The organism is Floridaenema aerugineum BLCC-F46 (assembly GCF_041929345.1).
GTDB lineage: Bacteria > Cyanobacteriota > Cyanobacteriia > Cyanobacteriales > Aerosakkonemataceae > Floridanema > Floridanema aerugineum.
On sequence record NZ_JBHFNQ010000142.1, the window covers coordinates 1 to 24175 of the forward strand.

At 41.0% G+C, this 24175-nt stretch carries 18 protein-coding genes; 5 read left to right on the top strand and 13 right to left on the bottom strand.

What is annotated here, in order from left to right; all coding sequences use genetic code 11:
• Window positions 1-511: 511 nt before the first annotated feature.
• Both ACE1CC_RS18515 and ACE1CC_RS18520 read left to right on the top strand, forming a co-directional pair.
• Window positions 512-1444, top strand: a complete 933-nt coding sequence (locus tag ACE1CC_RS18515; protein ID WP_413271907.1) for a trypsin-like serine peptidase — start codon at window positions 512-514, stop codon at window positions 1442-1444.
• Window positions 1445-1646: 202 nt separating this feature from the next.
• On the top strand, window positions 1647-2087 hold the full coding sequence (locus ACE1CC_RS18520) for a hypothetical protein (protein ID WP_413271908.1): 441 nt from the start codon (window positions 1647-1649) through the stop codon (window positions 2085-2087).
• A 28-nt stretch (window positions 2088-2115) separates the two neighbouring features.
• Here ACE1CC_RS18520 and ACE1CC_RS18525 read toward each other — a convergent pair whose 3' ends face one another.
• Window positions 2116-3900 (bottom strand): alpha/beta hydrolase, encoded by a 1785-nt coding sequence (locus ACE1CC_RS18525; protein WP_413271909.1) that lies wholly within the window; start codon window positions 3898-3900, stop codon window positions 2116-2118.
• Between the two features lie 295 nt (window positions 3901-4195).
• On the opposite strand from ACE1CC_RS18525, the gene ACE1CC_RS18530 reads away from it, so the two are divergent.
• Window positions 4196-5182: a tetratricopeptide repeat protein gene (locus ACE1CC_RS18530; RefSeq protein ID WP_413271910.1), complete on the top strand. Its 987-nt coding sequence runs from the start codon at window positions 4196-4198 to the stop codon at window positions 5180-5182.
• A gap of 276 nt (window positions 5183-5458) precedes the next feature.
• On the opposite strand, the gene ACE1CC_RS18535 is transcribed toward ACE1CC_RS18530, so the two are convergent.
• The 8 genes from ACE1CC_RS18535 to minC all read right to left on the bottom strand — a co-directional run bounded on the left by ACE1CC_RS18535 (window position 5459) and on the right by minC (window position 14801).
• A complete protein-coding gene (locus tag ACE1CC_RS18535; RefSeq protein WP_413271911.1) occupies window positions 5459-6193 on the bottom strand; it encodes a DUF928 domain-containing protein in 735 nt (244 codons plus the stop codon).
• A complete protein-coding gene (locus ACE1CC_RS18540; RefSeq protein WP_413271912.1) occupies window positions 6186-8666 on the bottom strand; it encodes a CHASE2 domain-containing protein in 2481 nt (826 codons plus the stop codon). Before ACE1CC_RS18540 ends, ACE1CC_RS18535 begins: the two co-directional genes overlap by 8 nt.
• 36 nt (window positions 8667-8702) lie before the next feature.
• Window positions 8703-10052: a DUF1822 family protein gene (locus ACE1CC_RS18545; RefSeq protein ID WP_413271913.1), complete on the bottom strand. Its 1350-nt coding sequence runs from the start codon at window positions 10050-10052 to the stop codon at window positions 8703-8705.
• A 47-nt stretch (window positions 10053-10099) separates the two neighbouring features.
• Window positions 10100-11464: a hypothetical protein gene (locus tag ACE1CC_RS18550; RefSeq protein ID WP_413271914.1), complete on the bottom strand. Its 1365-nt coding sequence runs from the start codon at window positions 11462-11464 to the stop codon at window positions 10100-10102.
• Between the two features lie 193 nt (window positions 11465-11657).
• A complete protein-coding gene (locus tag ACE1CC_RS18555) occupies window positions 11658-12536 on the bottom strand; it encodes a sugar phosphate nucleotidyltransferase (RefSeq protein WP_413271915.1) in 879 nt (292 codons plus the stop codon).
• Window positions 12537-12577: 41 nt separating this feature from the next.
• On the bottom strand, window positions 12578-12946 hold the full coding sequence (minE, locus tag ACE1CC_RS18560; RefSeq protein WP_413271916.1) for a cell division topological specificity factor MinE: 369 nt from the start codon (window positions 12944-12946) through the stop codon (window positions 12578-12580).
• A 123-nt stretch (window positions 12947-13069) separates the two neighbouring features.
• On the bottom strand, window positions 13070-13876 hold the full coding sequence (gene minD, locus ACE1CC_RS18565) for a septum site-determining protein MinD (protein ID WP_413271917.1): 807 nt from the start codon (window positions 13874-13876) through the stop codon (window positions 13070-13072).
• Window positions 13877-13952: 76 nt separating this feature from the next.
• Window positions 13953-14801 (bottom strand): septum site-determining protein MinC, encoded by an 849-nt coding sequence (gene minC / locus ACE1CC_RS18570; RefSeq protein WP_413271918.1) that lies wholly within the window; start codon window positions 14799-14801, stop codon window positions 13953-13955.
• A 416-nt stretch (window positions 14802-15217) separates the two neighbouring features.
• Here minC and ACE1CC_RS18575 point away from each other — a divergent pair, with 416 nt between their 5' ends.
• Both ACE1CC_RS18575 and ACE1CC_RS18580 read left to right on the top strand, forming a co-directional pair.
• Window positions 15218-19906, top strand: a complete 4689-nt coding sequence (locus tag ACE1CC_RS18575; RefSeq protein WP_413271919.1) for a PAS domain S-box protein — start codon at window positions 15218-15220, stop codon at window positions 19904-19906.
• A 425-nt stretch (window positions 19907-20331) separates the two neighbouring features.
• Entirely contained in the window at window positions 20332-20598 is a 267-nt protein-coding gene (locus tag ACE1CC_RS18580; RefSeq protein ID WP_413271920.1) for a hypothetical protein, read from the top strand.
• A 391-nt stretch (window positions 20599-20989) separates the two neighbouring features.
• Here ACE1CC_RS18580 and ACE1CC_RS18585 read toward each other — a convergent pair whose 3' ends face one another.
• The 4 genes from ACE1CC_RS18585 to ACE1CC_RS18600 form a co-directional block, all read right to left on the bottom strand.
• Entirely contained in the window at window positions 20990-22309 is a 1320-nt protein-coding gene (locus tag ACE1CC_RS18585; RefSeq protein ID WP_413271921.1) for a four-carbon acid sugar kinase family protein, read from the bottom strand.
• An 8-nt stretch (window positions 22310-22317) separates the two neighbouring features.
• Entirely contained in the window at window positions 22318-23001 is a 684-nt protein-coding gene (locus tag ACE1CC_RS18590; RefSeq protein WP_413271922.1) for a hypothetical protein, read from the bottom strand.
• A complete protein-coding gene (locus ACE1CC_RS18595; protein ID WP_413271923.1) occupies window positions 22994-23686 on the bottom strand; it encodes a hypothetical protein in 693 nt (230 codons plus the stop codon). Before ACE1CC_RS18595 ends, ACE1CC_RS18590 begins: the two co-directional genes overlap by 8 nt.
• A 102-nt stretch (window positions 23687-23788) precedes the next feature.
• Window positions 23789-24133, bottom strand: a complete 345-nt coding sequence (locus tag ACE1CC_RS18600; protein ID WP_413271924.1) for an MliC family protein — start codon at window positions 24131-24133, stop codon at window positions 23789-23791.
• Between the last annotated feature and the right edge of the window lie 42 nt (window positions 24134-24175).

A 24175-nucleotide genomic window follows, 5' to 3' on the forward strand; every position in this document is an offset into this window, starting at 1 on the left:
AATCTTATTTAATCGTAGGGTGTGTTAGGCACGGGCGATAAATTCAGCATTCCAATCCATCAATAAATTCCCGTGCCTAACGCACCGTTCCCTGGTTTGTAACATTTATGAACATTTTTCCCCATTAACCCGAAAGAGCCAGCCAGTTGTGGCATATTTAAGAGTTCATCAGACAAATTTAACATTAATTTACAAGTCTAAAAAATACCAATACAGCACTTAAATACAGTACTTAATTAACGATTTAGTGTAGCAATTGCCAAAAAATAGTTTCTAAAAAGTTAGGTACTCACTTTTGGGAAAGTTCCAAGAAATTTTTCCTGAAACTTTCTGAGTTGAGAAGTAGATCAAAGCATAACAAAGGAAATCTACTGGACAATTGGCGAAGGAAGTAACAAATACTTTGTAACCAATTGGATCAATAACTAAGTTATTCAGAAAGCTATTTAATAGCTTTTCTGGAAGACTTCGTTTGGATAAATTACTCATGATTTGAACGGAGAAATTTTATATGACAAAGCACGAAAGCGTGTCTTCTGAACAACAAACTAATCTGGCAGCAAAACTGCATGAACCTGTGTCTAGTGAAGGTGAATCTCTCAGAGATCAAGAAGCGATCGCCAACGATTTCCAGGGCGAATCAACCAAAGGCGAAATTGAGATGGTATCTGGCTTTGACCCTACCCATGCTGTAAGTGAAGGCAGCGAGGAAGTGTTTAATGCAGAGGAACTAGCCAACTTGCCCGACGCTGCATCCACTGCTTACCTGTCACCGGAAACCGTCTGTGGTGCTGACGATCGGGTTCGCATTACTCCTGCTACCAGCATTCCCTGGCGCTGGATCTGCAAACTGTTTATCACCTTTCCCGATGGGGGAAGATATGTTGGTACAGGTTGGTTTATTGGGGGTCGGACTGTGATGACTGCTGGACATTGTGTGTTCAGTAAAGCCAATGGTGGCTGGGCGCGATCGATCGAAGTTGTTCCTGGCATGGATGGTAATGCCCGTCCATTTGGTTCTCAAGTCGGCACCTCGTTCCGCAGCGTCCAAGGTTGGACACAAGACGGCAAACCTGAATTTGACTACGGGGCGATTATCCTGCCCAATTGTAATTTAGGAAATCGGGTGGGCTGGTTTGGCTTCGCCAATCTCTCAGACAGTACCTTGAAAAACTTGCTGGTCAATACTTCAGGCTATCCGGCAGATAAGCCACTTGGTACCCAGTGGTTCAACGCAGGCACCATTACTAATGTGACCGATCGCAAAATTTACTACATGATCGACACCATCGGTGGACAGAGTGGTAGCCCCGTCTGGCGTTTCCTCAATGGTGAACGCCATGCCGTCGGTATCCACGCTTATGGCGGTTGCCCGAACAGCGCTACCCGCATCATCAAACCCGTATTCGACAATATGTTGGCTTGGAAAAATATTCCTTGCTAAATAGTGTTTAAATCTGGGTCGCTTTAGTAAATTGCGTGCCTAGAGCGACCCAGGTAATACCCAAGTAATACGATTTTCCTTTCGATGCGCTACAAATTAGCACATTGAAAGGAAATTACCATCACTGGTTTGAGTATCAGGCTTAATTTTAAACTGTCATAGCTGAGAAATCCACAAAAAATAGCCTGCGTAAAGGAGTAATATGGATCAGAAATTTCACCTCATGGTTTGGGGTAGTTTGATTGTCTTTAGTTCTGTTGTATTTGATTGCACCAGTTTTCAAGCTGCTCCTTCTGCCAGTAGTGCTCTGACGGAACCAGTGGCTATGAATAGTTACGATCCAGACCAATCAGTTTCTTCAGACGATTCGGTTTCTCAAAACTCTACTGTTGTCATTCCGCAAAAGACTATGACTATTGAAGGTACGATCGAACAAGTAATGGAAACCTCTCCCTTACAACTAACCGTAACAACCAATTCTGGTCGTTACTTTGTTGCATTACAGGATGATACAACTGTGACTCAACAGGGCAATCCAATCAATCCACTGAGCTTGAAGCCTGGACTGAAAGTTCACATAGAAGGACAACAGTCTGGAGGAGATACCCAGGCATTGAAGGCACAAACCTTAGCAATCCAATAAGCTTCTGAGAATGTTAATTAGTCAATCTCTACGGATTGCTATTAACTTTTGGCTTCGTACTATTAGCTGAATTATTGTTTAATATTTCGGCTAATTGCGCTGCTGTAAAATTTTTCACGAGGCTTAAAGTGAATGGTAATTGACTAATACTTCTCGCATAACTTGCACTCAAAAAAGGTTGAAATTCTGGCTGATTTGCGAGATAATTTCTGAAGAATGCTACACTTAACGCATTTAGATAAGGTCGGGCTAAAGCGGGATCAGGCCCAACTATTTCGCGAGGTAGTGGGGGTAGGGCGCTGTTATCTTCTTCGCGACCTCCTAATAGGGAAAAGTGGCTGGCTTTTTCAATTACAACTAAATATTTGTTGGGTGTAGTTAGCCAGGTAAAAGGAACTATTTGTTCTGGGAAAGCTGGAGTGAAAATGTCATCAGAACTAGCGACAAACATTACGGGTATTTGAACTTGGCTCAGTCCAGTTTCACCAAAAACGCTACTCGTTAAAGGGTTAATAGCAATTACTGCTTTGATTCTTTCATCTCGGAAATTGTAATTAGCAGGAATTAGGCGAGAAACTTCACATTGAATTAACAGCGATAAGTTGAAAATTTGGTTATCTACGCAATCTTTTCGGAGCAGGTCAAAGTTAAGTGTTGCTCCGGCTAAAGTTAAGCTGGTATAACCACCAATAGATTGACCAATTATTCCGACTTGTTGTAAGTTTAATCGTCCTTGGAGTGCTGGTTCTGTTTGTTCGCGACGTTGCAGTTCATCTAATACATATTTAATTTCTAATGGTCGGTTGATTAATTCTTGGGGTTGGGGAGAATCTCCTAAACCAGAGAAGAAGTTTTGGAATTTTTCTAGGCTGTCGCCGGGGTGTTCCATGACCACGATCGCAAATCCGTAAGATGCCAAATGTTCAGCTAAAAGTGATAAGGTATTGCGGTTTCCAGCTGCACCGTGACTAATCACAATTACATTGGCTGGGGTGTTGGTTTGGGGTAGGTAAAGATCGACCATTAACGGGCGATTTCTTTGGGTGTCGTTGATGGTAAGAGTTTGTTTTTGCCAAGGGAAAGATCCGGGTCGGCGTAAGTCTGGCAGTTGGCTAAAGTTGACGTTATTATTGGTAGATGCTTCAATTATTGATGCTTGTTGAATTACCTTAACGCTGGCTGCTGTATTGCGGAGAATTTTTTCAAATTCGCCAATGATTTGTAAACCTTGAGTTAAGTCTACGCGGACAACGCGATCGGGAAATTTGCGTAACATATTTAGTAAGTTTAAACCTTCAGGATCGCTAGCCGCAGCAATAAAAGCTGTTCGCAAAGAAGTTGCGCCATTTTGACCCATTTCTGTTTGTAAAACTCTTCCTAATCTTTCTAATACAGTTTGTCCTAATTGACCTTTGGTAAATTGGGAAATTGCGGTGGGGTTAGCTTCAAAACGCCTTTGCATAATATCCCGCAATTCAGTTAAGCTGTTCGGATCAATTTGACCTATGTAGGAAGACAATTCTTCTGTGACTTTACCTTCTTTAACTAAGGCTTCTAATGATTCAACGGCAAGGGAAAATTGTATTGGGCCATAAACAACTGAGATTCGTTCTGCACTTTTAGCAGGAATGGTAGTCAAAATTGCAGAAAGTAGCCAAAACCCCAATCCGGCGACGGCGACATTAGAGATGATTGGCGCGGGTATGCCTTTTGCCTTCTTTATGGAGGGTTCTGCACAAAGAAAAAATGGGGCAAAAATCCGGCTGAATTTTCGGGGACTGATAGCAAGCGCGTTAAATTTTGTAGTATTCATAGCTTAGATTGTTGAATATCATTAAAAACCAGAAATATGTCTCGTTAAGGCAGATTTATCGCACCCGGCTGTGGGATAATCAGGTCGATCAGTTATTAGCGATCGCTTAACTGAGGTAATTTTAAGGTCACTATACCAACCCATGATCGATCTTTTTCCCTTGCCGCTTGACTCCTTTATTGTCTGTAATAACAGACTGTATTGGTTTTTGAGTAAATCCAGAAGCTCAGAGACTCTAGTATAGAAAGTTTTCGGAAATTTAGGAGTTAACTAAATCACAGGTTTTACTCAGGTTATGTATCACCAATCAAATTCATTCGGCACACCTGATAATCAGGAAAATCACCGTCAAGATAACGTGATTGCTGCTGATAAAAGTCAGTGGTTTGTCCGCTTGGAAACGCGAGATTACTATGCTGAATTAAAACATTATCATCAGATGATAGAGAGTGAGCCAAATAATGTTGCTGCTCATTATCAACTTGGTGCTGCTAATTTAGCAATAGAAAACTATTCAGCTGCAATCGCAAATTACAATCGAGTAATTGAGTTAGAACCAAATAATGCGGGAGCTTATCATAACCGAGGTAATGCTTATACCGCATTGGGAGATTATCAGGCAGCATTAGCTGATTATAATCGGGCAATTGAGATCGATCGAAATGATGCAGTATTTTATAACAGTCGCGGTGCGGTGCTTTCTTATTTGGGAAATTTAGCTCAGGCGATCGCTTCTTTTGATGAGTCTTTGCGCCTCAATTCTCGTTATTCTTCGGCTTATAACAATCGGGGGAATACCTATGCTAAACAAGGTAAGTTTGAAAGTGCGATCGCTGATTACAACAAAGTTATAGAAATTAATCCTCTAGATGGTTTCGCGTTTCTGAATCGGGGTATTATTCAATATCGATTGGGCAAACAACTATCAGCAATTGCAGATTTTACTCACTGTTTGAAGCTAAATCCTAAGTATGCAAAGGCTTACAAAAATCGGGGGATTGTCCGGGCAGAAATGACTGATTGTGAAGCTGCGATCGCTGATTACAATCAAGCAATTAAACTCAATCCTACTGATGCTCATGCTTATTATCATCGCGCTCTTGCTAGCTGCGCTTTCGATCATCTCGTAGCTTATCAAGCAGCAATTGAAGACTTTAAAAAAGCCGCCGATCTCTATGAGGAACAAGGACAAATCGATCGCTACGAACTGGTGATGGATATTCGCGAAGATTTAATAGTTTGGATTCAGGGAATTGAGGAAGTTGTAGATAGTCCCTTGTGAAGTTACCTGCTGTAGAGACGTTTCATGAAACGTCTCTACAATTGTTTAATCATGAAACCTCTCTACAAGTGAAAACTCTCGTCGGGCAGGATGCCCGCCCCACAAGAGTTACAGCTTTTTTGTGGGGTGGGCAGGAGAGCCTGCCCCACAAGAGTTACAGCTTTTTTGTGGGGTGGGCAGGAGAGCCTGCCCCACAAGAGTTACAGCTTTCTTGTGGGGTGGGCAGGAGAGCCTGCCCCATTCTTAAATAACTATTATCACTTTATTTATTTACACCTACTTACATAATTGATTAGTAATTTCTTGAGCAGTTTTAGTTAAGGCGGGAGAGGGATTTTCTACTAAATAAATCTCGCGTAAAGCATCTGACCAAAGACGTTGTGAGGCAAAATATTGAGCTTTAGCAACAGCAATTTGTTCGGGAGTAGCGTTTTGTTGTTTGAGTGCTTTTTCTATTTCTGCTAACTGAGTGGCAATTTCTTGACGCTGAGTTTCACCCATAATCCGAAATATAAAAGTGACGTAATCATTAGCAGCATTATATAAAGACCATTGGTAGGTTTGACCAATTTCTAATGGTGCTGCTTCGTAGATAATTTTTGATTCTTCGGGAGGCACTTTTTGCTCCCATAAAATTTGATCTCCGCCAGGACGACGTAATTCTACTCGTTGAATGTTTCCACCTTGCCAAAGGAATAAGGGGCGATCGCTAAAAGTATCATTTATCCCTACTACTCCAGGGGAAAGTGGACATAATCTCACCCCACGAGTTGAAGGCGATCCTTCTTTTTTCGCTTGGTTTACTAAGTCTTGATACAAATCGCTACCACCCGGAATAGGTGGGCGTGGAGGTCGTCTTCGTTGCGCTAAAAGTTGATTTTCTAAAGGTTTTTTCCCTTGCTCAGATAAGAGATAATCGGCACTATAAACTTGCCCAATTATAGTAAATAAACTAGCGGATAATGTGCCAATAGATAGCAAAGTAATTAATAATTTTTTCTGATTAATCATGGGAATTTTTCCTCACGAATATGGGTAGACAATAAAATACAAATGTTAAAGAGGGAAGTAACCAAGGTAACAAAATCCCGGCGGTTACATAAGTTTGTAGACTAATTATTCCATAACTAGCTAAGGCACAAATAATTAAAATTAAACCCTCCTTTTGCTCTGGGTTAAAAGTGTTTTGATTTGGGGATTTTTGGGAATTTTTCTGCTGACGATGACGGTTATTTAAAGTTAGCAGGGTAACTTTACCCAACAATCCCGCAATTACGATCGTCCACAAATCAGGAATAGGAATAATCATACTATTGTTGAGGTGATGATGTACCATATAAGCATGAATTTCTGCACCTGTAAATTCTCGCCGTTGGTTTAAACAATCATTATCTATGCGCCAATAACAAATTGCTGCTGGTTTAGGAAAAAAGTCTAATCCAGATACTGCAACTCCTGCTTCTTTGTAACCTCCTGGTGCAATGATTACTACTTGTTTTTGCAGGTGAGTTTTTTGGTAAGTGCTAATTTGATTGTTGAGTAATTGCCAAGCGGGAATGCGATCGTATACCTGTTGTGGAGGAATCGAATAATCTATTACAGGATGCAACCACATTTGACCGAAAATATAAGAAAATTCCGTAAATGGTTGCAAATAGGATCTAGGGGAAAACCAGCTTTTATTTCCTAATTTTAGAGATTCATGAATCTGAATTAAAAATTCTTGCTGACTTGGACTTTTAGGTTGAATAATATGATTTTTATCTTCATAGTTCAATTGATAAGCTAACGCTAATAAATAAGAAAAAGGCAAAGTATATGGGTTATTAATTTCTGGTGTGGCGAGTTGCATAAACCCGCTAATTAAATTCATTTCCCCTTGCAAACTCCAATTAGGGCTAGCAATTTCTGGTAAAGGTTTCAATATTTTGCCATTTATCCCTTCATTTGTCACCAAAACAAACCAAGTTGGTTGAGGTTTTTGCACGGCGTTAATCAGGGATTGAGCTAATTTTTGATCTCTAGTTTCTATTTGACTAGGACGATGTAATAAATAATCAATTCCGATAATTTTTGCGTCTAATTCTGAAAGTTTATCTACTAATTTTGCCAGATAATCTCGTGGCATAGGTCTGGGGGTGGAAAGGGTTTTGTCTTTTTGGATAGATTCTTCATCAATTTGGACTAATAAGGTGGGAGGTGGAGTTTTTTGGGCGGGAATTTGATGAGTGTTTTTGCGATAAATAGCTTGGATAAATATGCGTTGATCTAATAAGTAGTCTTGCAGGGGTATGTATAAACTGGCGATCGTTAATAGGGAGAGTGCGATCGCTTCATTTCGAGTCGGTAAAAGTTGCTTTAATTTTTGGCTAATGCTGTTAGGTTGTAACTGAAATAATTCCGCATTGGGATGTCCAAATATAGAGGGAATTAGGTAAGCTGAGGGATATTTTAGTTTTTCTTGCTGGAGATATTCGCAAGCAGAAAACATGGATTCATAAACGTTTTTAAACTGAGTTAAACTTAGGATAAACTGTAAAAGAAATCCTTCTGCTACTTGGTTATGAATTGGTTCCCGCATAATTATTACTTGACTTAATCCCAAGTTAATTAAGGAAGCAGCAATATTTAAACCGCAGCAGGAATTAAAGAGCGCAAATTGTAAACCTCGTTGTTTAGCTTGGGTTAAGTAAGGAGAAATTTCGCTAATTGTTAAATGAACATTGGGCGCGATCGCAATTTTTCCTCCAGTAATTTCCGCTTCGTTACTATGCCCCAAAAAACATAACAAATCCCAACCTTGGGGATCTGCGATCGCCTGACAAACATTTTGGCGAATTATGTATTCTTCCTGTTCTGTTTGCCAAGTAACAAACTTAATTTCTGTCAAGCGGGATAGAGATTTTAATGCTGCTAATTCTGTTTTAAAATGCAATCCAGTATCATCACCGACAATTACCAAAATTCTACTTTTACGCCGTTGTTTTTGCCGTACTTCTGAAAAATTTGCTTCGCGAATATTAGGTGGATTACGAATAATTTTAAATGAGCTTTTCTGCGGCAATTGAGTCAAAATTTCCCAAGCTTCCCAAGGTAAACGTTCTAATTCTAATTGATCGCAAGTCATTAAAATAGTAGTGGTATTTGCTGAATTACTCATGGTAATTTCCTGACGAATCTCGAATAATTCAGCGCTGCGTAACCACTTATTAAATGCTTGTAAAAATGCCGCTTCTGCTTCTACTAATTTATTGTGCCAATCAACTTTAGGAATGACACCACTACCGCTACCCTGTACTCGTCCCCGCAATGCTGATTTATAGAAACTGAGATAAATTCTTTGCCATTCTTGATAAAGTCTGGTCAATGATTCAGGATATTCTAAAGTAGCAAAAAGTTGCTGTCCGTTACCCCAAGACAACTTAAATCTACAGGCGCGATCGCTCCGTTCAATTTTCAGTTTGTAAACTGCATTTGAGAGCATTGTATTTTAGGAGTGAAACTGAATAATTTTACATTTTTATTGTTGCATCCGAAAAGTGAATGGCGGTAAGGTTAAAGATACATTTTGACCTGTTTCGCGATCGCGCAAACTAACTGTCACCAGAAATCTTTCATCCCACGCGCCAGCAATTTGAATATAAAGATAATTATCAGGACTATTTGGCCCGACTTTGCGTTGAACTAAAAGTCCTGTAGAGTCACTTACTCGAAGTTTTAAACCAGTGGGTAAAGTATTACCATAATTAGCACCTAAAATTAACAATAACATCCATTCAGGAACGTTGTTTTCTGCTAAAAAAGGCCAAGTTACAGCGTATAAATTGAATTGTCGATCGCTTAATTTTATTTTTTGGTAAGCACCCCTAGCATGACTGGGAATCTCTATCCCAAAGTTGGATAAATCACTAACAATTACTTCAAATTCTTCTGTAGTGCTGCGTAAAGCTGCCGGACTAGTAGCAAAAGCAGGCATTAAAATCCAAGATAAATTTTGGGCTAATTCATCCATTTTATCTTGTAACCAAAGTCCTACGTTTAATGCTGGTCTAGTGAGAATTTGTAGTAAACTATCTAAGTTAGTTAATGCTGATTCTTCCTCGTTTTCTGTTTCATCAATTGCCGCAACTTCTAAGGTGAGAATACTCGCTAATTGTTGCCAAGTTAAAACTTCCCATAAGGGAATATTTGGAGATTCTAAGCTGTTTAATAAACTGGAAATTTCCGCTTGAATACTTGCTAAATTTTCTAAGCGATCGCCAGGAATTTCCGGTAAACTAATTGCTGTAGCCGTTAAACAGCGCAAATATAATATTAGTCGTTCTGCCTGATTTTCTATGCAAGAACTTGGTATACTATAAGTCCAATCTAAGTTAGGTTGTAAATTTAACTCAGCAATTAGTTGGGTTAACTTATCGTAACGGATAAAACCTTTAACAATTGCCTGTTCATACTCTTCTTTGACATCTACAATTACATAAAAATGGGGAATAAATTCCGGTAATTCGATCGCTGCTCTGGGAAGGGAAATTTCTCGATCGTCTAAACTACCTTGAGCTACTAAACAAACTTTAAAATCTCCGACTTCTAAGTTACAAACTCCGGGAATTAAATTAGCAATAGTCGGATTTAATATCGAACATTTAGCTTGATTAATCGAGAGTTCGGGAGCGCATTCATTCACCCATTCGACAAACCCAAATAAAGCCAAACTATTCAGATAAATCAGCCATTGTTGGTCAATATTTTGAATAGCACTACTAATTTTTACTGCTGACTCAATTTGTTCGGGTAAAAGCGCGATCGCTTCCGTAGGTACAGTCGTAAAATCTAAACTAAACTCAGTAGAATTATTTGGTGAATAGCTCATATTTCCCCCTAAAATTAAACTCGTGCTTAGATGAAAACTCGGAAAACCTATTTCGGCAAAACTTGCTTTAAATAGTGGCAAAGTCTAGCACTAAATAAACTTTGTTGCCGAGGATTTGGATTATAAGCTTCTGCTTCAGCTTCATTCATTAACTGTGTGATTTGTTCATCAAGCGCCACTTCAATTTTTTGTTCTAATTGAGGTAGAATATCGGGATTTGTGTAAGCAGTTGCTTGTTGCAAAACGTAATCATGCAAGCACTTTAACATTCTTTGGCGTACATCAGCACGAAATTCTTTTAATTTCAGTAAACGGCTGACTTGATATTGATATTCTAGTCCGATTAAATCAGCGATTTCGCTCATAGATAATTGCTGACAATGAAACAAATGTATCCCAAAAATAAACTGTTCGCTACTGTAATTTTTTTGTCGGGAATGGCGCTTTAGACGATCGCTAATTGCTGACTCTAAACCTGTATCTAAACAATTACGAAAAGCCGTTCTGTAACCAGTTAAAAACTCTATTTCTTCCTCCTCCTGACTATTACTTTCTAAACCCAAATTATCAATATTATATAAAGGCTCAGTTTTAGCCATACCTCCTCGGATATAGATCCGATATTCTCGTAATTTATCTGCCATCTCTCGGAGTTGATTCATCATTTTTTCCGCTGGTAACTGAATACCAGATTTAGCGCGAAAAAATGCAATCATCTCCGCAATTTGCGAATTCGACGGGGGTAAACATTGCCCACCATTTCCCCCAGCTTGACGCAACTTTAATCTATCTCGACGATAAACAGCATGATAAGTTTCCAAGAGTAAACTAAACTGTTGAATTTCCCCAGGGGTTAAATGATGAAATTCCGAGAAAATTCGTTGTAATTGTTTGATGTTAGTATCATTTAAAATCGCCCAATCACTCACTAAATAAACCCCATGTTGTAATAAAAAAGCATTTAATTCGCGATGGTGTTTGACTAATTTAGCGATCCAACTATTAAAACTCCCCTTGTGACAATCAAAAGTTTCTAAGATTTCCGTCGCCAAAGATTTGTACTGAAAATTTTTGATTTGCTTAGGCGAAACTTCATCTAAAACGAAAGAAAATAAATCGCAGCGTGTAAAGCCATGATTTTTGCCAAACAATTCTTCTAGTTGAATGCAAATTTGTTCGATTTTGTTAGAAATAAAACAGCGCAAACAACTTTCGGCAACAGCAGATCGATCGCTTTCATGCAGCAAGTGTAACAGACGATTTTGAATTGTGCCATCGTCCATTTCTGCTAGACTTAACAATGCTGAAAACTGACTTTGAAAAAATGCCTTAGCAGACTCAATCTCCTCAACTTTGCGCCTACCAGTAGCATCAAGTCTCACCAATTTCCAGTATTTTGATGCAACTACCATAATTGCTTTATTTAGCCCACATTTACTCACACTTACAATTGTGTCACCTCCCAAATAAATAATTAGTATGTTGTTGCGCTTGGGCGCTCCCATCCCAGCAATAAGAAGAGTGAAGACAGCGCAACTACCTACCTAACTAGCAATTTGCGTTAGTAATCTTAGATATATCTGGAGTAATGGCACCTATGCAGTTTTAGAAGAATTCAGAAAAACTAATAACTGTAGCCCGGAAATTTGCTGGCGTACCCACATCAAAAGACACACCTGCAACTTCACAAGCAAAACCACCGTCAATCTTAATCCAAGTTTGCAATGCTGCTGAAAGATCCAGTTCTCCTGAAGATTGTTGTTGTTTAGCATTTTCCAGATACTCCATAAATTTACCAGGAAGTAAATAAATTCCCAAAATGCAAAAATATTGATGAGGTTGACTTCCCGGAATACGAAGCGTAGCTGTTTCTGCATTTAGAGAAGGTTTTTCTCGCATATCAGTTAATTCATAAATAGTAGCTTGGTTGGGAATTGGACGCACTCCCAAAACTCCAAGTTGGTGAATTTCTGATTCATTGCGCCGACAAGCTCCCAGTACACCTTTGCCAAATTCTAACCCGACATTAAGAACTTGTTGGATGCAGGAAATAGAAGAATAAGACTTATAAAGATGATCTCCCAAAAGTAAAACAAAATTTTCCGAACCAACAATTTCCTTTGCTTGCAATACCGCATCACCAAAACCAGCAGGTTCTTGTTGATAAATGTACCGTAAGCGATCGCCTAAACCTTTTAAATCATTCCAAGCATTTAAAATCCGTTTTCCCCCAACAGTTTCTAAATTTTCCGTTGGCGCTTCCGTAAAATACCGAGTAATTAATTCCCCATCACGAGGAGATAATATCAATATTACTTCTTCCACATTACTATTTAAAGCTTCCCGCACAATCCAATCTACAACAGGACGCACTGTACCATCTTTTCCCGGAATTGGTAACAATGCTTTAGGAACAACTTTAGTTGCTGGATATAAACGAGTTGCCAGTCCTGCTAAAGGAATAACAGCGTATTTGGGTTTCATAATTCACTTGTGATTAGTTATTGTTTATTAGTCATTAGTCATTAGTCATTTTCTGCTTTTTCTTCTATTTCTTCTATTTCTGCTACTTCTTCTTTTGTTTCTATCTCTTCTTTATTTGCTTGCGGTTCTTCGTCTGTTTTCTCTTCTTTTTTAACACGGCGAATTGGTAAATTAGCAATTAAAGCCGAAGATCTTTCATTACTTTCAATAGAAAACACTAACTCTTCATTGTCAAGTTCAACATAACGAGAAATTACTTCTATAATCTCTTTTCGCATTTCTTCTAATTCTTGGGGAGAAAGTCCCGTGCGATCGTGCGCCAAAACCAATTTTAATCGCCGCTTCACTTCATCCCGGCTATTATTATCATTTTTCCAGGAAAATAATTTTTCCAAAAATTCATTGAGCATAATACTTTACCCAAAAGAGAATAAATTTTTAAAGTAAAAATTATCCCAGAGCATAAATAACTTATTATCTCCGACTTTTAAATTCCTTGGACAAAGAAGAAAAAAGGAAGCTAATAATTTAAATTAGCCTGATTTTTTGCCAAAAAAGTGACGCAGACGCTCCCATAAACCCTCTGGGGCAGATTCCAAAGTGAGAAAAGGAACTGTTTCCCCTTCTAATCGACGGGCAATATTGTTATAAGCGATCGCCGCCAAAGAATTACTCCCACCCAAAACCAAAGGTTCCCCTCTATTTGTCGAAACAATTACCTTCTCATCATCCGGGACAATTCCTAATATGGGAATCGCCAAAATTTCCTGCACATCTTGCACAGACATCATATTATTTGCCTGTACCATCGCCGGACGAATTCGATTTACAATTAAATGAATCTTCTTGATACTATGTGCTTCTAAAAGACCAATTACCCTGTCAGCATCTCTCACTGCAGAAATTTCCGGCGTAGTTACAATCACCGCTTCTTTTGCCGCAATAATTGCATTTTTAAACCCCATTTCAATTCCCGCCGGACAGTCAATCAACACATACTCATACCTCTGGCCTAAATCAGTAACTAACTGCCTCATTTGGTCTGTATTCACCGCATCTTTAGTGCGATTTTGTGCCGCCGGAAGCAACGCTAAATTTGGCTGACGCTTATCTTTCACCAAAGCATCATCTAGCGTACATTCACCCGACATTACATCTAAAGCCGTGTAAACAATTCGGTTTTCTAAACCTAACAACAAATCTAAATTTCGCAGACCAAAATCAGCATCCAAAACCGCTATTTTATTTCCGCGAGATGCCAAAGCCATGCCAATATTAGCAGTAGAGGTGGTTTTTCCCACCCCTCCTTTGCCAGAAGTAACAACAATAATTCGCGCCATAATTTAGGTAATTGGTAATTGGTAATTGGTAGTTGGAATTTTGAGTTTTCTTACTATCTCCCCTAAACCTTTGCGGTTAAGAAATATCGGGTCTTTGAAAACCAAGTCCTTTAGCAATGCGAATACCTTCATCAGTTACATAAGCAACTTCTGGGGAAAATTGTGCAGGAGGATTTTCCGGGGATCTGGCGACAAAATCAGCAATCCGAAGTTGAGTTGGTTCCATTTGTAATGCCATAATTAAGCATTCGCGCTTACCCCTTGCGCCAGCGTGAACAAAACCGCGCAAACGACCCCAAACTATAATGTCACCATCAGCAATTATCGAACTACCAGGATTAACATCTCCCAAAACAATCACAGTTCCAGGGTGACGAACTTCTACCCCAGAACGCAAAGTTGTTTCTAAATAAAGTGGTTCTAAAAAAGGCTGTCCAGGTTTATTTGCTGTTAGCTGATTTTGATTAATATAAGCGATCGCAGACTCCTGTTCCACCGAATAACCAGCCATCGCCGCCGCCACAGCAGTTTGACGGCGATGAGTTTGAACTAACTTTAACTCCAGCTTACTTTCTGCCAGCGCCTCAGCTATTTCTTGTAACTGTCGCCCATCTAATAACCAACTTTCCGCAATTAAATGTACAGGAGTATTTGCCTCCCAAAACTTTTCCCCAGCACTTAAACGCTGTTTAAGTTGTAACCAAAGGTCTGACCACACAGCAGGCGCTTCCTTCGGTTCCGTTTGCGATGGCAAAATTAATAATAGTTTTCCTGACTCAGCTTTCAGGTGAACTTGCAACGGAGTAACAGACTCAGCAGTAAATTGACTCTGAGTAATCGTCTCCATTGCAGTTGGCAAAACTGTTTCCTCTGGAGTTGAGGGAAGCTTTTCCAATGCCGAAGTAATAGAAGAATCGACTGTCATGCGCTCAAGGCTATAGCAGCAACGGATAACTAAATAAGTATAGTAGAACTTTGCGGTTCATTGATGAATGGCACCCTACTCAGATCCCCACTCAGATCCCCGACTTCTTCTGTGAAGTCGGGGATCTTGAAATCTAAAGTACGAGATCGCGCTTTTTTGATAAATTAAAAGGAACTCTAGTAAAACCGACTTTCTTGATGTTCCAAGTAGTTCCATAGCCGGACAAAAGCTACTAAAATCCTGAATTAAATTAAATAAGTAGTCTCTAATAAATTCAGGCTACTAACCCAACCCAAGACCAGGGAACAGAAAATTTTCTCTGTTCCCTGTTAAGAGTTCCCTTCCCGTACCAAAATGTCTCGCTGTTTTACCAATAGCTTAATTCTCGAAAAACCTTGCCGTAGGATTTTTATAGTATGTCAACTCACCGAACTGTTCTTGTAATTGCTGACTCTCAAGAGAAAGATAACGATTATTGGTATCAATTACAGCAAGAGGGAAGTTTTGCATACACAATTCTTACAGAAAAATACGATACCGAAAATCTGGTAATCTCACAAGCAGAGGAGATTAACGGCATTGTTCTGGGACTCCATTCTGGGCAGTTCGGCAACTTGGATGCGCTGCGGCAACTGAAGGCGCAGATGGGCGATCGCTGTCCGCCAATTATAGTTATTGACAGTGATAATGCAGAAGTCGCAATACAGGCATTCAAAAACGGGGCAGCAGATTATCTGATCAAAGACAGGATGACCCCCGCCGATCTGCGTTTAGCGATGCACAGCGCCATTGTAAATACCGAGTTGCGCCAGGAACTACAATCGGGTCAGCAGCAAGCCATTCAACAACTAAATCGGGATTTGACTAATCGGGTTGTGGAACTGCAAACTTTGTTAGATGTTGTTCCTGTGGGGATTGCGATCGCAACCGATCGCACCTGCTCTCAAATGCAAAATAATGCCTACCTGCGAGAATTGTTAGGTGTGAGCCAGGACAACAACATCTCCAAAAGTGCGCCAGCCGATCAACAACCTCCCTATCGAGTCTTCCAAAACGGAGAAGAAATCAAGAGCGAAGACTTGCCGATGCAGGTTGCTGCCAGACTAGGTGTAGAGGTGCGCGATGCAGAATTTGACATTGTGTTGTCAGACGGTACAGTGCGCCAGTTAATATCGTTTGCGACTCCCCTACGAGACGAGCAAAACCAGATTAGAGGCACGATCGGAGCCTTTTTAGATATTACAGAACGTAACCAAGCCGCAGCCACGATTCAAGCTAGTCAACAACGCTATCGAGAATTAGCTGAAGCGATGCCCCAAATGGTTTGGACAGCAGACGCAACCGGAGCAGTGAATTACTTGAACCAACGCTGGTATGAGTATACAGGCTTGAGTGAAACCGAATCGATGGGTTTAGCAGGAATTATGGCAGTTTATCCTGACGATCGCGATCGCACCCTTGCCCAATGGAGTCAATCGAACGCATCTGGGGAAACATTTGAGATCGAATACCGGATTCGTCGTTGGGATGGCGAGTACCACTGGTTCATTTGTCGAGCTATACCGACACGAGATTCTCAGAACCTAATCACAGGTTGGATTGGCACAATTACTAATATTGATGACATTAAGCGCAGTGAGGCACTGCTTCAGCGGAGCGAGCAGCAGATTCGGCAACAACTGGCGGAAATTGAAGCAATCTATCAATCTGCCCCCATTGGCTTGAACGTCCTGGATGCTGACCTCCGCTTTGTGCGGATTAATCAGCAACTAGCAGAAATAAATGGTTTACCCGTTGAGGCTCATATTGGTCGCACAGTGCGGGAATTGCTGCCGGATTTAGCGGATACTGTAGAACAGCTATTGCGTCCGATCTTGGAAACAGGAGAACCGCTGTTAAATGTAAAAATCCAGGGTGAAACTCCGGCACAACCTGGAGTGGAACGCACTTGGTTGGAACACTTTTTGCCGCTCAAGGATGGATCTCGCGTAATTGGTATCAGTACAGTTTGTCAAGAGATTACCCAGCGAATTCAAGTAGAAGCAGCCTTGCGCCAGAGTGAAGAACGCTTCCGCAATATGGCAGACAACGCCCCGGTGATGGTTTGGGTGACGGATAACAGGGGTGAGTGTACTTACCTGAGCAAAAGCTGGTACGAGTTTACGGGGCAAAGGTCAGCAACGGGACTGAAATTTGGGTGGTTAGATGTGGTACATCCAGACGATCGCCAACCTTCGGGCGAGATATTCTTAAATGCAAATCAGCGTCGAGAAGCCTTTCAACTAGAATATCGTTTGCGTCGCAAAGATGGTGAATATCGCTGGGCGATCGATGCGGCAAGCCCTTGGTTTGGGGAGGACGGAGAATTTAAAGGATACATCGGTTCAGTAATTGATATTCACGATCGCAAACAAACTGAGGAACGTTATCGCGTCTTATTTGAGTCGATGAATGAAGGTTTTTGTGTGGTAGAAATGCTCTTTGACGAACAGAACAAACCTGTTGATTACCGCTTTCTGGAAATGAATCGGTTATTTGAATCCCAAACCGGACTTAAAGAAGCACAAGGTAAAACAGCACGTCAGCTATTGCCAGATTTAGAAGAATATTGGTTTGAAATTTACGGTAAAGTTGCATTGACAGGCGAACCTGTAAGATTTGAAAATGGCTCGGAAGTGATGAAACGTTGGTTTGAGGTTTCCGCTTTCCCCATTGGAGAATCAGAAAGTCGAAAAGTGGCGATTTTATTTAAAGATATTAGCGATCGCAAACAAATACAGCTAGAACGCCAGCGCAGCGAAGCCATTTTGCAAGCATTTATTGCCGCCTCTCCAATTACTTTAGCTTTGTTCGATCGAGAACTCCGGTTCATTTATGCCAACGAAGCCCTAGCCAAAACCAACGGACTCCCGTTAAGCGAACATTGGGGAAAAACCTTGTGGGAAGTTGTGCCGCAAATGGCACCACAGTTTGCCCCGATGTTACTTCGGATTATGGAAACTCAAGAACCTGTCCTCAATGTCAAGTTCAGCGGTGAAGTCAGACCGGGAGTTTTTCGTAGTACGATCGCTAATCACTACCCCGTTTGTTTGCCGAATGGGGAAGTCATCGGAGTCGGGGTAGCAGTGATGGATGTCACCGATCTCGCCCTGGCACAACAGGAACTCATGGAAAGCGAAGAACGCTTCCGTACCCTGGCAGACAACATTTCTCAATTTGCATGGATGGCAGATGAAAGCGGATGGCTCTTTTGGTACAATCAGCGCTGGCTTGACTATACGGGTACAACCCTGGAAGAAATGGAGGGTTGGGGCTGGCAGAAAGTCCATCACCCAGATCATCTGGAACGAGTCGTCAAAAAGTTTCGTTACTGTATTGAAACGGGCGAACCTTGGGAGGATACCTTCCCCTTACGCAGCAAAGATGGACAGTATCGCTGGTTTCTCTCCCGCGCCGTTCCAGTTCGTAACGCACAAGGCAAAGTGTTGCGTTGGTTTGGCACTAATACAGATATTACCGATCGCCAACAAGCCGAAGAAGCCTTACGCCAAAGCGAAGAACGCTATCGCTGTTTAGCAGAATTGATTCCCCAACTAGTTTGGACAGCTAATGCTGAAGGTGCATTACTCGATGTCAATCAACGCTGGACCCAGTTCACCGGGGTAACGCTGGAACAAGTCCACAGCAAAGGCTGGGAAGAAGTTGTCCATCCTGAAGATGTGCCGATTATGACTCAAAAGTGGACCCAGGCAGTAAAACAGGGAAGTTCCTATCAAGCCGAAGGACGGATGCGACAGGCAAATGGTGAGTATCGCTGGCATCTCCACCAAGCAATTGGGCAAAAGAATGAGCAAGGTGAAATTATCAAATGGTTTGGCACGGCAACGGATATTGAAGCCCAAAAACAACTGGAAATCGGACGCGATCGCCTTTTGCAACAAGAACAAGCCGCCAGGGAAGCCGCAGAACGCGCCAACCGAATCAAAGACGAATTTTTGGCAGTTTTGTCTCACGAGTTGCGATCGCCCTTAAACCCGATCCTGGGTTGGGCAAGGCTGTTGCAAACTCGGAAGTTTGACGAAAGTCGCATCGCCCAAGCCCTCGCCACCATTGAACGAAATGCTAGATTACAAACTCAATTAATAGACGATCTGCTCGATGTTGCCAAAATCCTGCGGGGCAAACTTACTTTAAATCTATCATCGGTGAATCTGTCCTTTGTGATTGAAGCGGCGATCGATACTGTCAGAAGCACAGCTGTAGCGAAATCGATCGCGCTTATTTGCGTCTTACCCAACATTGGGCAAGTATCCGGCGATCCTACCCGCCTCCAGCAAATTATCTGGAATTTACTCTCCAATGCCATCAAATTCACCCCTTCTGCTGGGCAAGTAGACATCTGTCTGGAAAGAGTCAGCAATCAAGCAAAAATTACCGTCAAGGATACAGGCAAAGGTATCAGTCCAAACTTTCTACCTTACATCTTTGAATCGTTCCGCCAGGAAGATGCTTCGACTACTCGCAAGTATGGAGGATTAGGGTTGGGATTAGCGATCGTCCGTCAGTTAGTAGAAGCTCACGGTGGTACAATCAAAGCTGACAGTCCAGGTGAAGGACTGGGGGCTACTTTTACCGTTTGGTTGCCCTTACTGAATGTAGCACCAGAAATCCTGCCCACAGAGGATCTGCTAAATCAAGAAGCCGATCTTACCGGGTTTCGAGTTCTCACTGTTGATGATGACCCCGATGCCCGTCAACTATTAACCGAAATCCTTACCCAGTATGGCGCACAAGTTCTCAGCGTTGCCTCTGCATCGGAAGTTTTGGCAAATCTGGAATCTTTTCAACCTGATGTATTAGTCAGCGATATTGGGATGCCCGAAATCGATGGCTATTCCTTGATCCAACTGATTCGCGCTTTACCACCAGAAAAAGGAGGGCTGATTCCGGCGATCGCTCTAACAGCTTATGCTAGAGAAGATGATTACCATCGAGTCATATCCAGTGGCTATCAAAAGCACGTCACCAAACCCCTGGAACCAGAAAAGTTAGTTCAAGCTGTGGTTGCGATCGCCTTATGTAGGGTGCGAAGCGTAATAGCGTAACGCACCATCTCCACTGGAATGGTTAAAGAAATATCACTATTTTGTCTAATAACCCAAGTTGCTAGTTATAAGATTAGTCTGATTCTTTGTACGTTGTTGGGCTTTAGCCCTCTTCGGAAACGTGGCTTTATGAGGGCTAAAGCCCAACAACGTACCTTTATGTAAATAACTAGCAACTTGCGTTAATAATTCTGTTAGTCCTTGTCAAGCGGACTAAGTTTTGTGTAGCAGCGATTTCAATCGCTTACCGTAATCAGCTTCGCCTACAATAAACCTACAGCAAAGTTTTTGATTAAGCTAACTGGACTCTTGACAGAACCTAATTTTTTTGATATAAATATTTATAATGGGAAAATGTACGCACTTATTATATAAATTTTAAAGTTAGGCGATCGCTTCAATTTCGATTCAGGTGTTTCAGACAAATGACTATTACACTCCAATTAAAACCAGAAATAGAAGCACGTCTGATTGCCCAAGCAGTTTTGCAAGGTGTATCAGTGGAAGTTTATCTGGAATCTTTAATTGAGGATTCTTTGGTTAATCAGAAAGAAACAACCTTGTCTGAAACTGCAACTTATGAGGAATGGGAAGCAGCACTGAAAGATTTAGTTAATAGTCCTTCTTTTGTAGCGCCTCCGCTTTCCGATTCAGCTATTAGCCGAGAGAGTATTTACACCAGTTATATGTAGGGTGAGAAAACTAAGGCAGGCAGGATGCCTGCCCCACAAGAAAGCTGTAAATCTTGTGGGGTGGGCATCCTGCCCGCCCCATCCTTATGCACCTACTTAATACCAAATTCGCGTTAAAAACCCCCGTTATTCTTCAGTCCGCGTAGGCGGACTTTGTTTGTGTAGTAGCGATTTCAATCGCCATAAGATATGGGGGTAGTTTTCAGTCCATTTTAATGGACTTTAGCTATTAGCCTGCGAATTGATTCGCAGGTGGGCTAACAGCGCAGGTGCAATATCTGAATATACGCACCCTACGAAGAAGGAATGGTGCGTTACGTTGCACTAACGCACCCTACGAAGAAGGAGTGGTGCGTTACGTTGCACTAACGCACCCTACGAAGTTACGGGGTTATTTTGATAATCTGCGATAAACTGTGGCTAAGGCATTAGCATCTCCTACATTTCCGGGGAACAAAACTACTGGTAAATTAGGAAATTGGGGATGGTTTTCAGGGGTTCTTACCATTGAACAACCTGCTAAAATTTGCCCTAACAATCTTGCTGATGTTAAAGCTAAACCAGTACTCAAAACATCGTTTGAGGTAATCCCACCTTTACTGATTAAAAAACCAATATCTTTGGGTAAACCTCGTACTACATCCATTAATAAAGTAGAAACTTCCACGCCAAATTTTAACCGAGTTTCGGTATCGGGAAAGGTGAGTTCTTGACGACTGGTGTAAACTACTGGAGTTTTCCCTTCATTGTGAACATTATGCACAGTTTGCAATGTCTTTTCTAACAAAGCTGCACGTTGCGCTTCTGATTCATCTAATAAGTGAGAAACATCAACTTCAATTCCTACGATACCGGGTTCTTGTAAGAGTTTTTCCAATTGTTCTGTCGTTTTCTTGACATGGGAACCAACTATTACTGCGCCTGGTTTCCCTTCTCTCACATATTCTGCCATATCTTCAGCGGCGATCGGTTGCGGAGGCAAAGCCGCTAATGCTGTTAAAATGCTGGCAGCACTGCGAAAAAGAAAACGTTTCCCTTGACTTGCAGCGGTGAGAATATCAGCGGCGAACTTGTTTAAATCTGCTTGAGTTTCGCCATCGACAACGCCACATTGATTTCCCGAAAGTTGCATTAATCTGTCTACACTTCCTTTGGGAATGTCTTTTAAAAGAAATCTTTCTACGGTGTTTGCGGAAATTCTGCCTTTGGTTTTTTCTTCGACGTACATCGGCAAGTAACTGTGATGATAGGCGAAGACGGAATCTTTGGCAAATTCGGTTTCATGGACGGGGGTAGGAACACCGTTAACTATCAAATAGTGTACGCTGTCGGTGGTGAATCTTCCCCCCTCGAAAAATGCGGGAACGAGAAAATGTGCGTCAAAAGGACCCAGTTCTTCGGCTATTACGTCCGTTTCTACGGGATAATGTCCGCGTAAGGTGGAGTCGGAACGACTGACGACGAGAAAATCTTGAATCTTTTCTGCTTCTATGGCAATTTTCAGGTTATGGCAAACTTCTCGCGTGACTTGCGCCGCTGCTTCTGGAGTTAGCGCCCTGGTGTTGGTTAAAACAAAGAATATGGGCGAGTCGTCTGTTAACCCTAGTCGCAAGGTGTCTACATCCCAGCGTGTCAACAACAAACAGCTGTGGACGGTTTGCGAGCCAGTGGGGTCATCATCGAGGACAATAATTTTAGGTTTGCTGGACATTTTTCACTTTAACGCTGATTTAGCAATTTTCTCATTTCTTCTTGTACAGTAAGGCTAATTTGCACAGACTCGTTGAGTAATCTTCCGTATTCGTTGGCGTTAGCGTTGATTTGTAAGGCTTGTAGTGCTGCTAGGTTGTTGGTTAAAAGTTCGGTGTTAGTGGGGAGTAAGTGTTTATTTTCGCGCAAAATGCGATCGCTCTTCAACCCCCGCACCAAATCTTCTCGCGTCAGTTGCAATGCAGCAATCACTTTTTTTCTCTCGCTTAAACTACTGCTGGAGTTGCTGACTGTTTCCAGTTGGTATTTGATATCTATTGCTTTGACAACCTCGTGATATTTATCAACTTCGTCTAGCAAGTTTACTAGTAAGTCTGGACTATGCTTTTTTAACCAAATTAAGCGCCCAACTACTATAACAATGGGAAATAAAACTATTAACAAAATTGCCCATTTTAATGATGCGCCTCTGGTTGGTAAAATAATAAATAGATAAACAACTCCCAACAGAATTGGTGTCAAGGCTAAGGCAATAGAAATTTCATTTAACCAAAAAGTCCATTTTTTCCTAGAGTCCCGCAAAAGCGAAGGGCGAAAAATATCTTCAGGGTCAATTCCAGTTAAATGTTTGATTTCCCCCACTGAAATTTCTAACCCCAACAAATCCTGCTGGAAAAAGTTGCTTTTACTCATTAAACCTCTCACCTTTTAAATGTTTCATTTCATCTTGAATACTCATCCCAATTTCTAATGCTTCATTTAAAATTCTGCCATATTCGCTAGCTTGTTCGTCTACTTGTAAAGCGGTTAAAGCTTTTAAGTTATTGGCAAATAAATCAGGATTTAAGTTAATAAATGCCTGGTTCTCTCTAATGATTTTTTCGGTTTTCAAAGCCCGGATTATATCTTCTCTCGTTAAGCGTAAAGCTTCGATGACTCGTTCTCTATCTTTTAATTTTACTCCCGGATTTCCAGCCGCTTCAATTTGATCGTTAATATCGATGCTTTTAATTACTGAATTATATCGTTCTACATCGTCTATTAAACTCACGAAATGTTTATTATTTTGAGTTACAACTATTTTTTTGAAATCTTCAAACACTAAGCCAATACCAAAAAACAAATGGATGACAATTAAAGTTACCTGGTAATTCGGAAAGCATAAAATCAACAACAAACAACTAAGTATTAGTAATCCCAAAACTACAATCGATGTAAAAACTTCCTGAAAAACTTTCCGCAGTTTAAATGGTCTTATTACGGCATTTATACCTATCCCACTGAGGGCTTTTAACTCTCCTTTAGTAATTTCTAAACCCTGTAAGTCGGGCTGCATTACTGTATGTGTTTTTCTCATTCTTTGCCAGTGCTGAATCATAGAAACTCTGGGAAATTACTTGTTCTATTTTATGTAATCTTATGGTATAATATAGGGGTTAACTAGCAATTGCCGTTCACCCCTATTTATTGAACAAAACATTTACCAAAGGGCGCGAATACGTCTTTGATTGGTTGGATCTTGAGCTACACAACCTGCAAAAACCCTTTGATTTTCGACTTCGATAAATGCTTCATTTCCTTTGGTAAAAAGAGTAGTTTTATCGTCAGTGTAACGAGTACCAGAAGCAGCGGGAATTTGTTTAAGAGTTAGGTTTTCATTTTCACCTAACTTAACTTGTGCTGTTTCAGGTAAATATTGTGCTTCAAAAGATTTACCGTTGTTGCATTGATAGCGGTAGACTTGCTGTTGTTCGGCGGTTGCTGGTAGACTAGCGATCGCCACAAGCATTGGTAGTAAAAAAGCTGCGAGTTTGATTGTTTTCATAACTTCACGCACCTGCACACCGCAGTTTAAGTTACTACTCTA

Coding starts and splice junctions, on each gene's coding strand:
- ACE1CC_RS18515 (WP_413271907.1), top strand. CDS start 512: ATGACAAAGCACGAAAGCGTGTCTTCTGAACAACAAACTAATCTGGCA.
- ACE1CC_RS18520 (WP_413271908.1), top strand. CDS start 1,647: ATGGATCAGAAATTTCACCTCATGGTTTGGGGTAGTTTGATTGTCTTT.
- ACE1CC_RS18525 (WP_413271909.1), bottom strand. CDS start 3,900: ATGAATACTACAAAATTTAACGCGCTTGCTATCAGTCCCCGAAAATTC.
- ACE1CC_RS18530 (WP_413271910.1), top strand. CDS start 4,196: ATGTATCACCAATCAAATTCATTCGGCACACCTGATAATCAGGAAAAT.
- ACE1CC_RS18535 (WP_413271911.1), bottom strand. CDS start 6,193: ATGATTAATCAGAAAAAATTATTAATTACTTTGCTATCTATTGGCACA.
- ACE1CC_RS18540 (WP_413271912.1), bottom strand. CDS start 8,666: ATGCTCTCAAATGCAGTTTACAAACTGAAAATTGAACGGAGCGATCGC.
- ACE1CC_RS18545 (WP_413271913.1), bottom strand. CDS start 10,052: ATGAGCTATTCACCAAATAATTCTACTGAGTTTAGTTTAGATTTTACG.
- ACE1CC_RS18550 (WP_413271914.1), bottom strand. CDS start 11,464: ATGGTAGTTGCATCAAAATACTGGAAATTGGTGAGACTTGATGCTACT.
- ACE1CC_RS18555 (WP_413271915.1), bottom strand. CDS start 12,536: ATGAAACCCAAATACGCTGTTATTCCTTTAGCAGGACTGGCAACTCGT.
- minE (WP_413271916.1), bottom strand. CDS start 12,946: ATGCTCAATGAATTTTTGGAAAAATTATTTTCCTGGAAAAATGATAAT.
- minD (WP_413271917.1), bottom strand. CDS start 13,876: ATGGCGCGAATTATTGTTGTTACTTCTGGCAAAGGAGGGGTGGGAAAA.
- minC (WP_413271918.1), bottom strand. CDS start 14,801: ATGACAGTCGATTCTTCTATTACTTCGGCATTGGAAAAGCTTCCCTCA.
- ACE1CC_RS18575 (WP_413271919.1), top strand. CDS start 15,218: ATGTCAACTCACCGAACTGTTCTTGTAATTGCTGACTCTCAAGAGAAA.
- ACE1CC_RS18580 (WP_413271920.1), top strand. CDS start 20,332: ATGACTATTACACTCCAATTAAAACCAGAAATAGAAGCACGTCTGATT.
- ACE1CC_RS18585 (WP_413271921.1), bottom strand. CDS start 22,309: ATGTCCAGCAAACCTAAAATTATTGTCCTCGATGATGACCCCACTGGC.
- ACE1CC_RS18590 (WP_413271922.1), bottom strand. CDS start 23,001: ATGAGTAAAAGCAACTTTTTCCAGCAGGATTTGTTGGGGTTAGAAATT.
- ACE1CC_RS18595 (WP_413271923.1), bottom strand. CDS start 23,686: ATGATTCAGCACTGGCAAAGAATGAGAAAAACACATACAGTAATGCAG.
- ACE1CC_RS18600 (WP_413271924.1), bottom strand. CDS start 24,133: ATGAAAACAATCAAACTCGCAGCTTTTTTACTACCAATGCTTGTGGCG.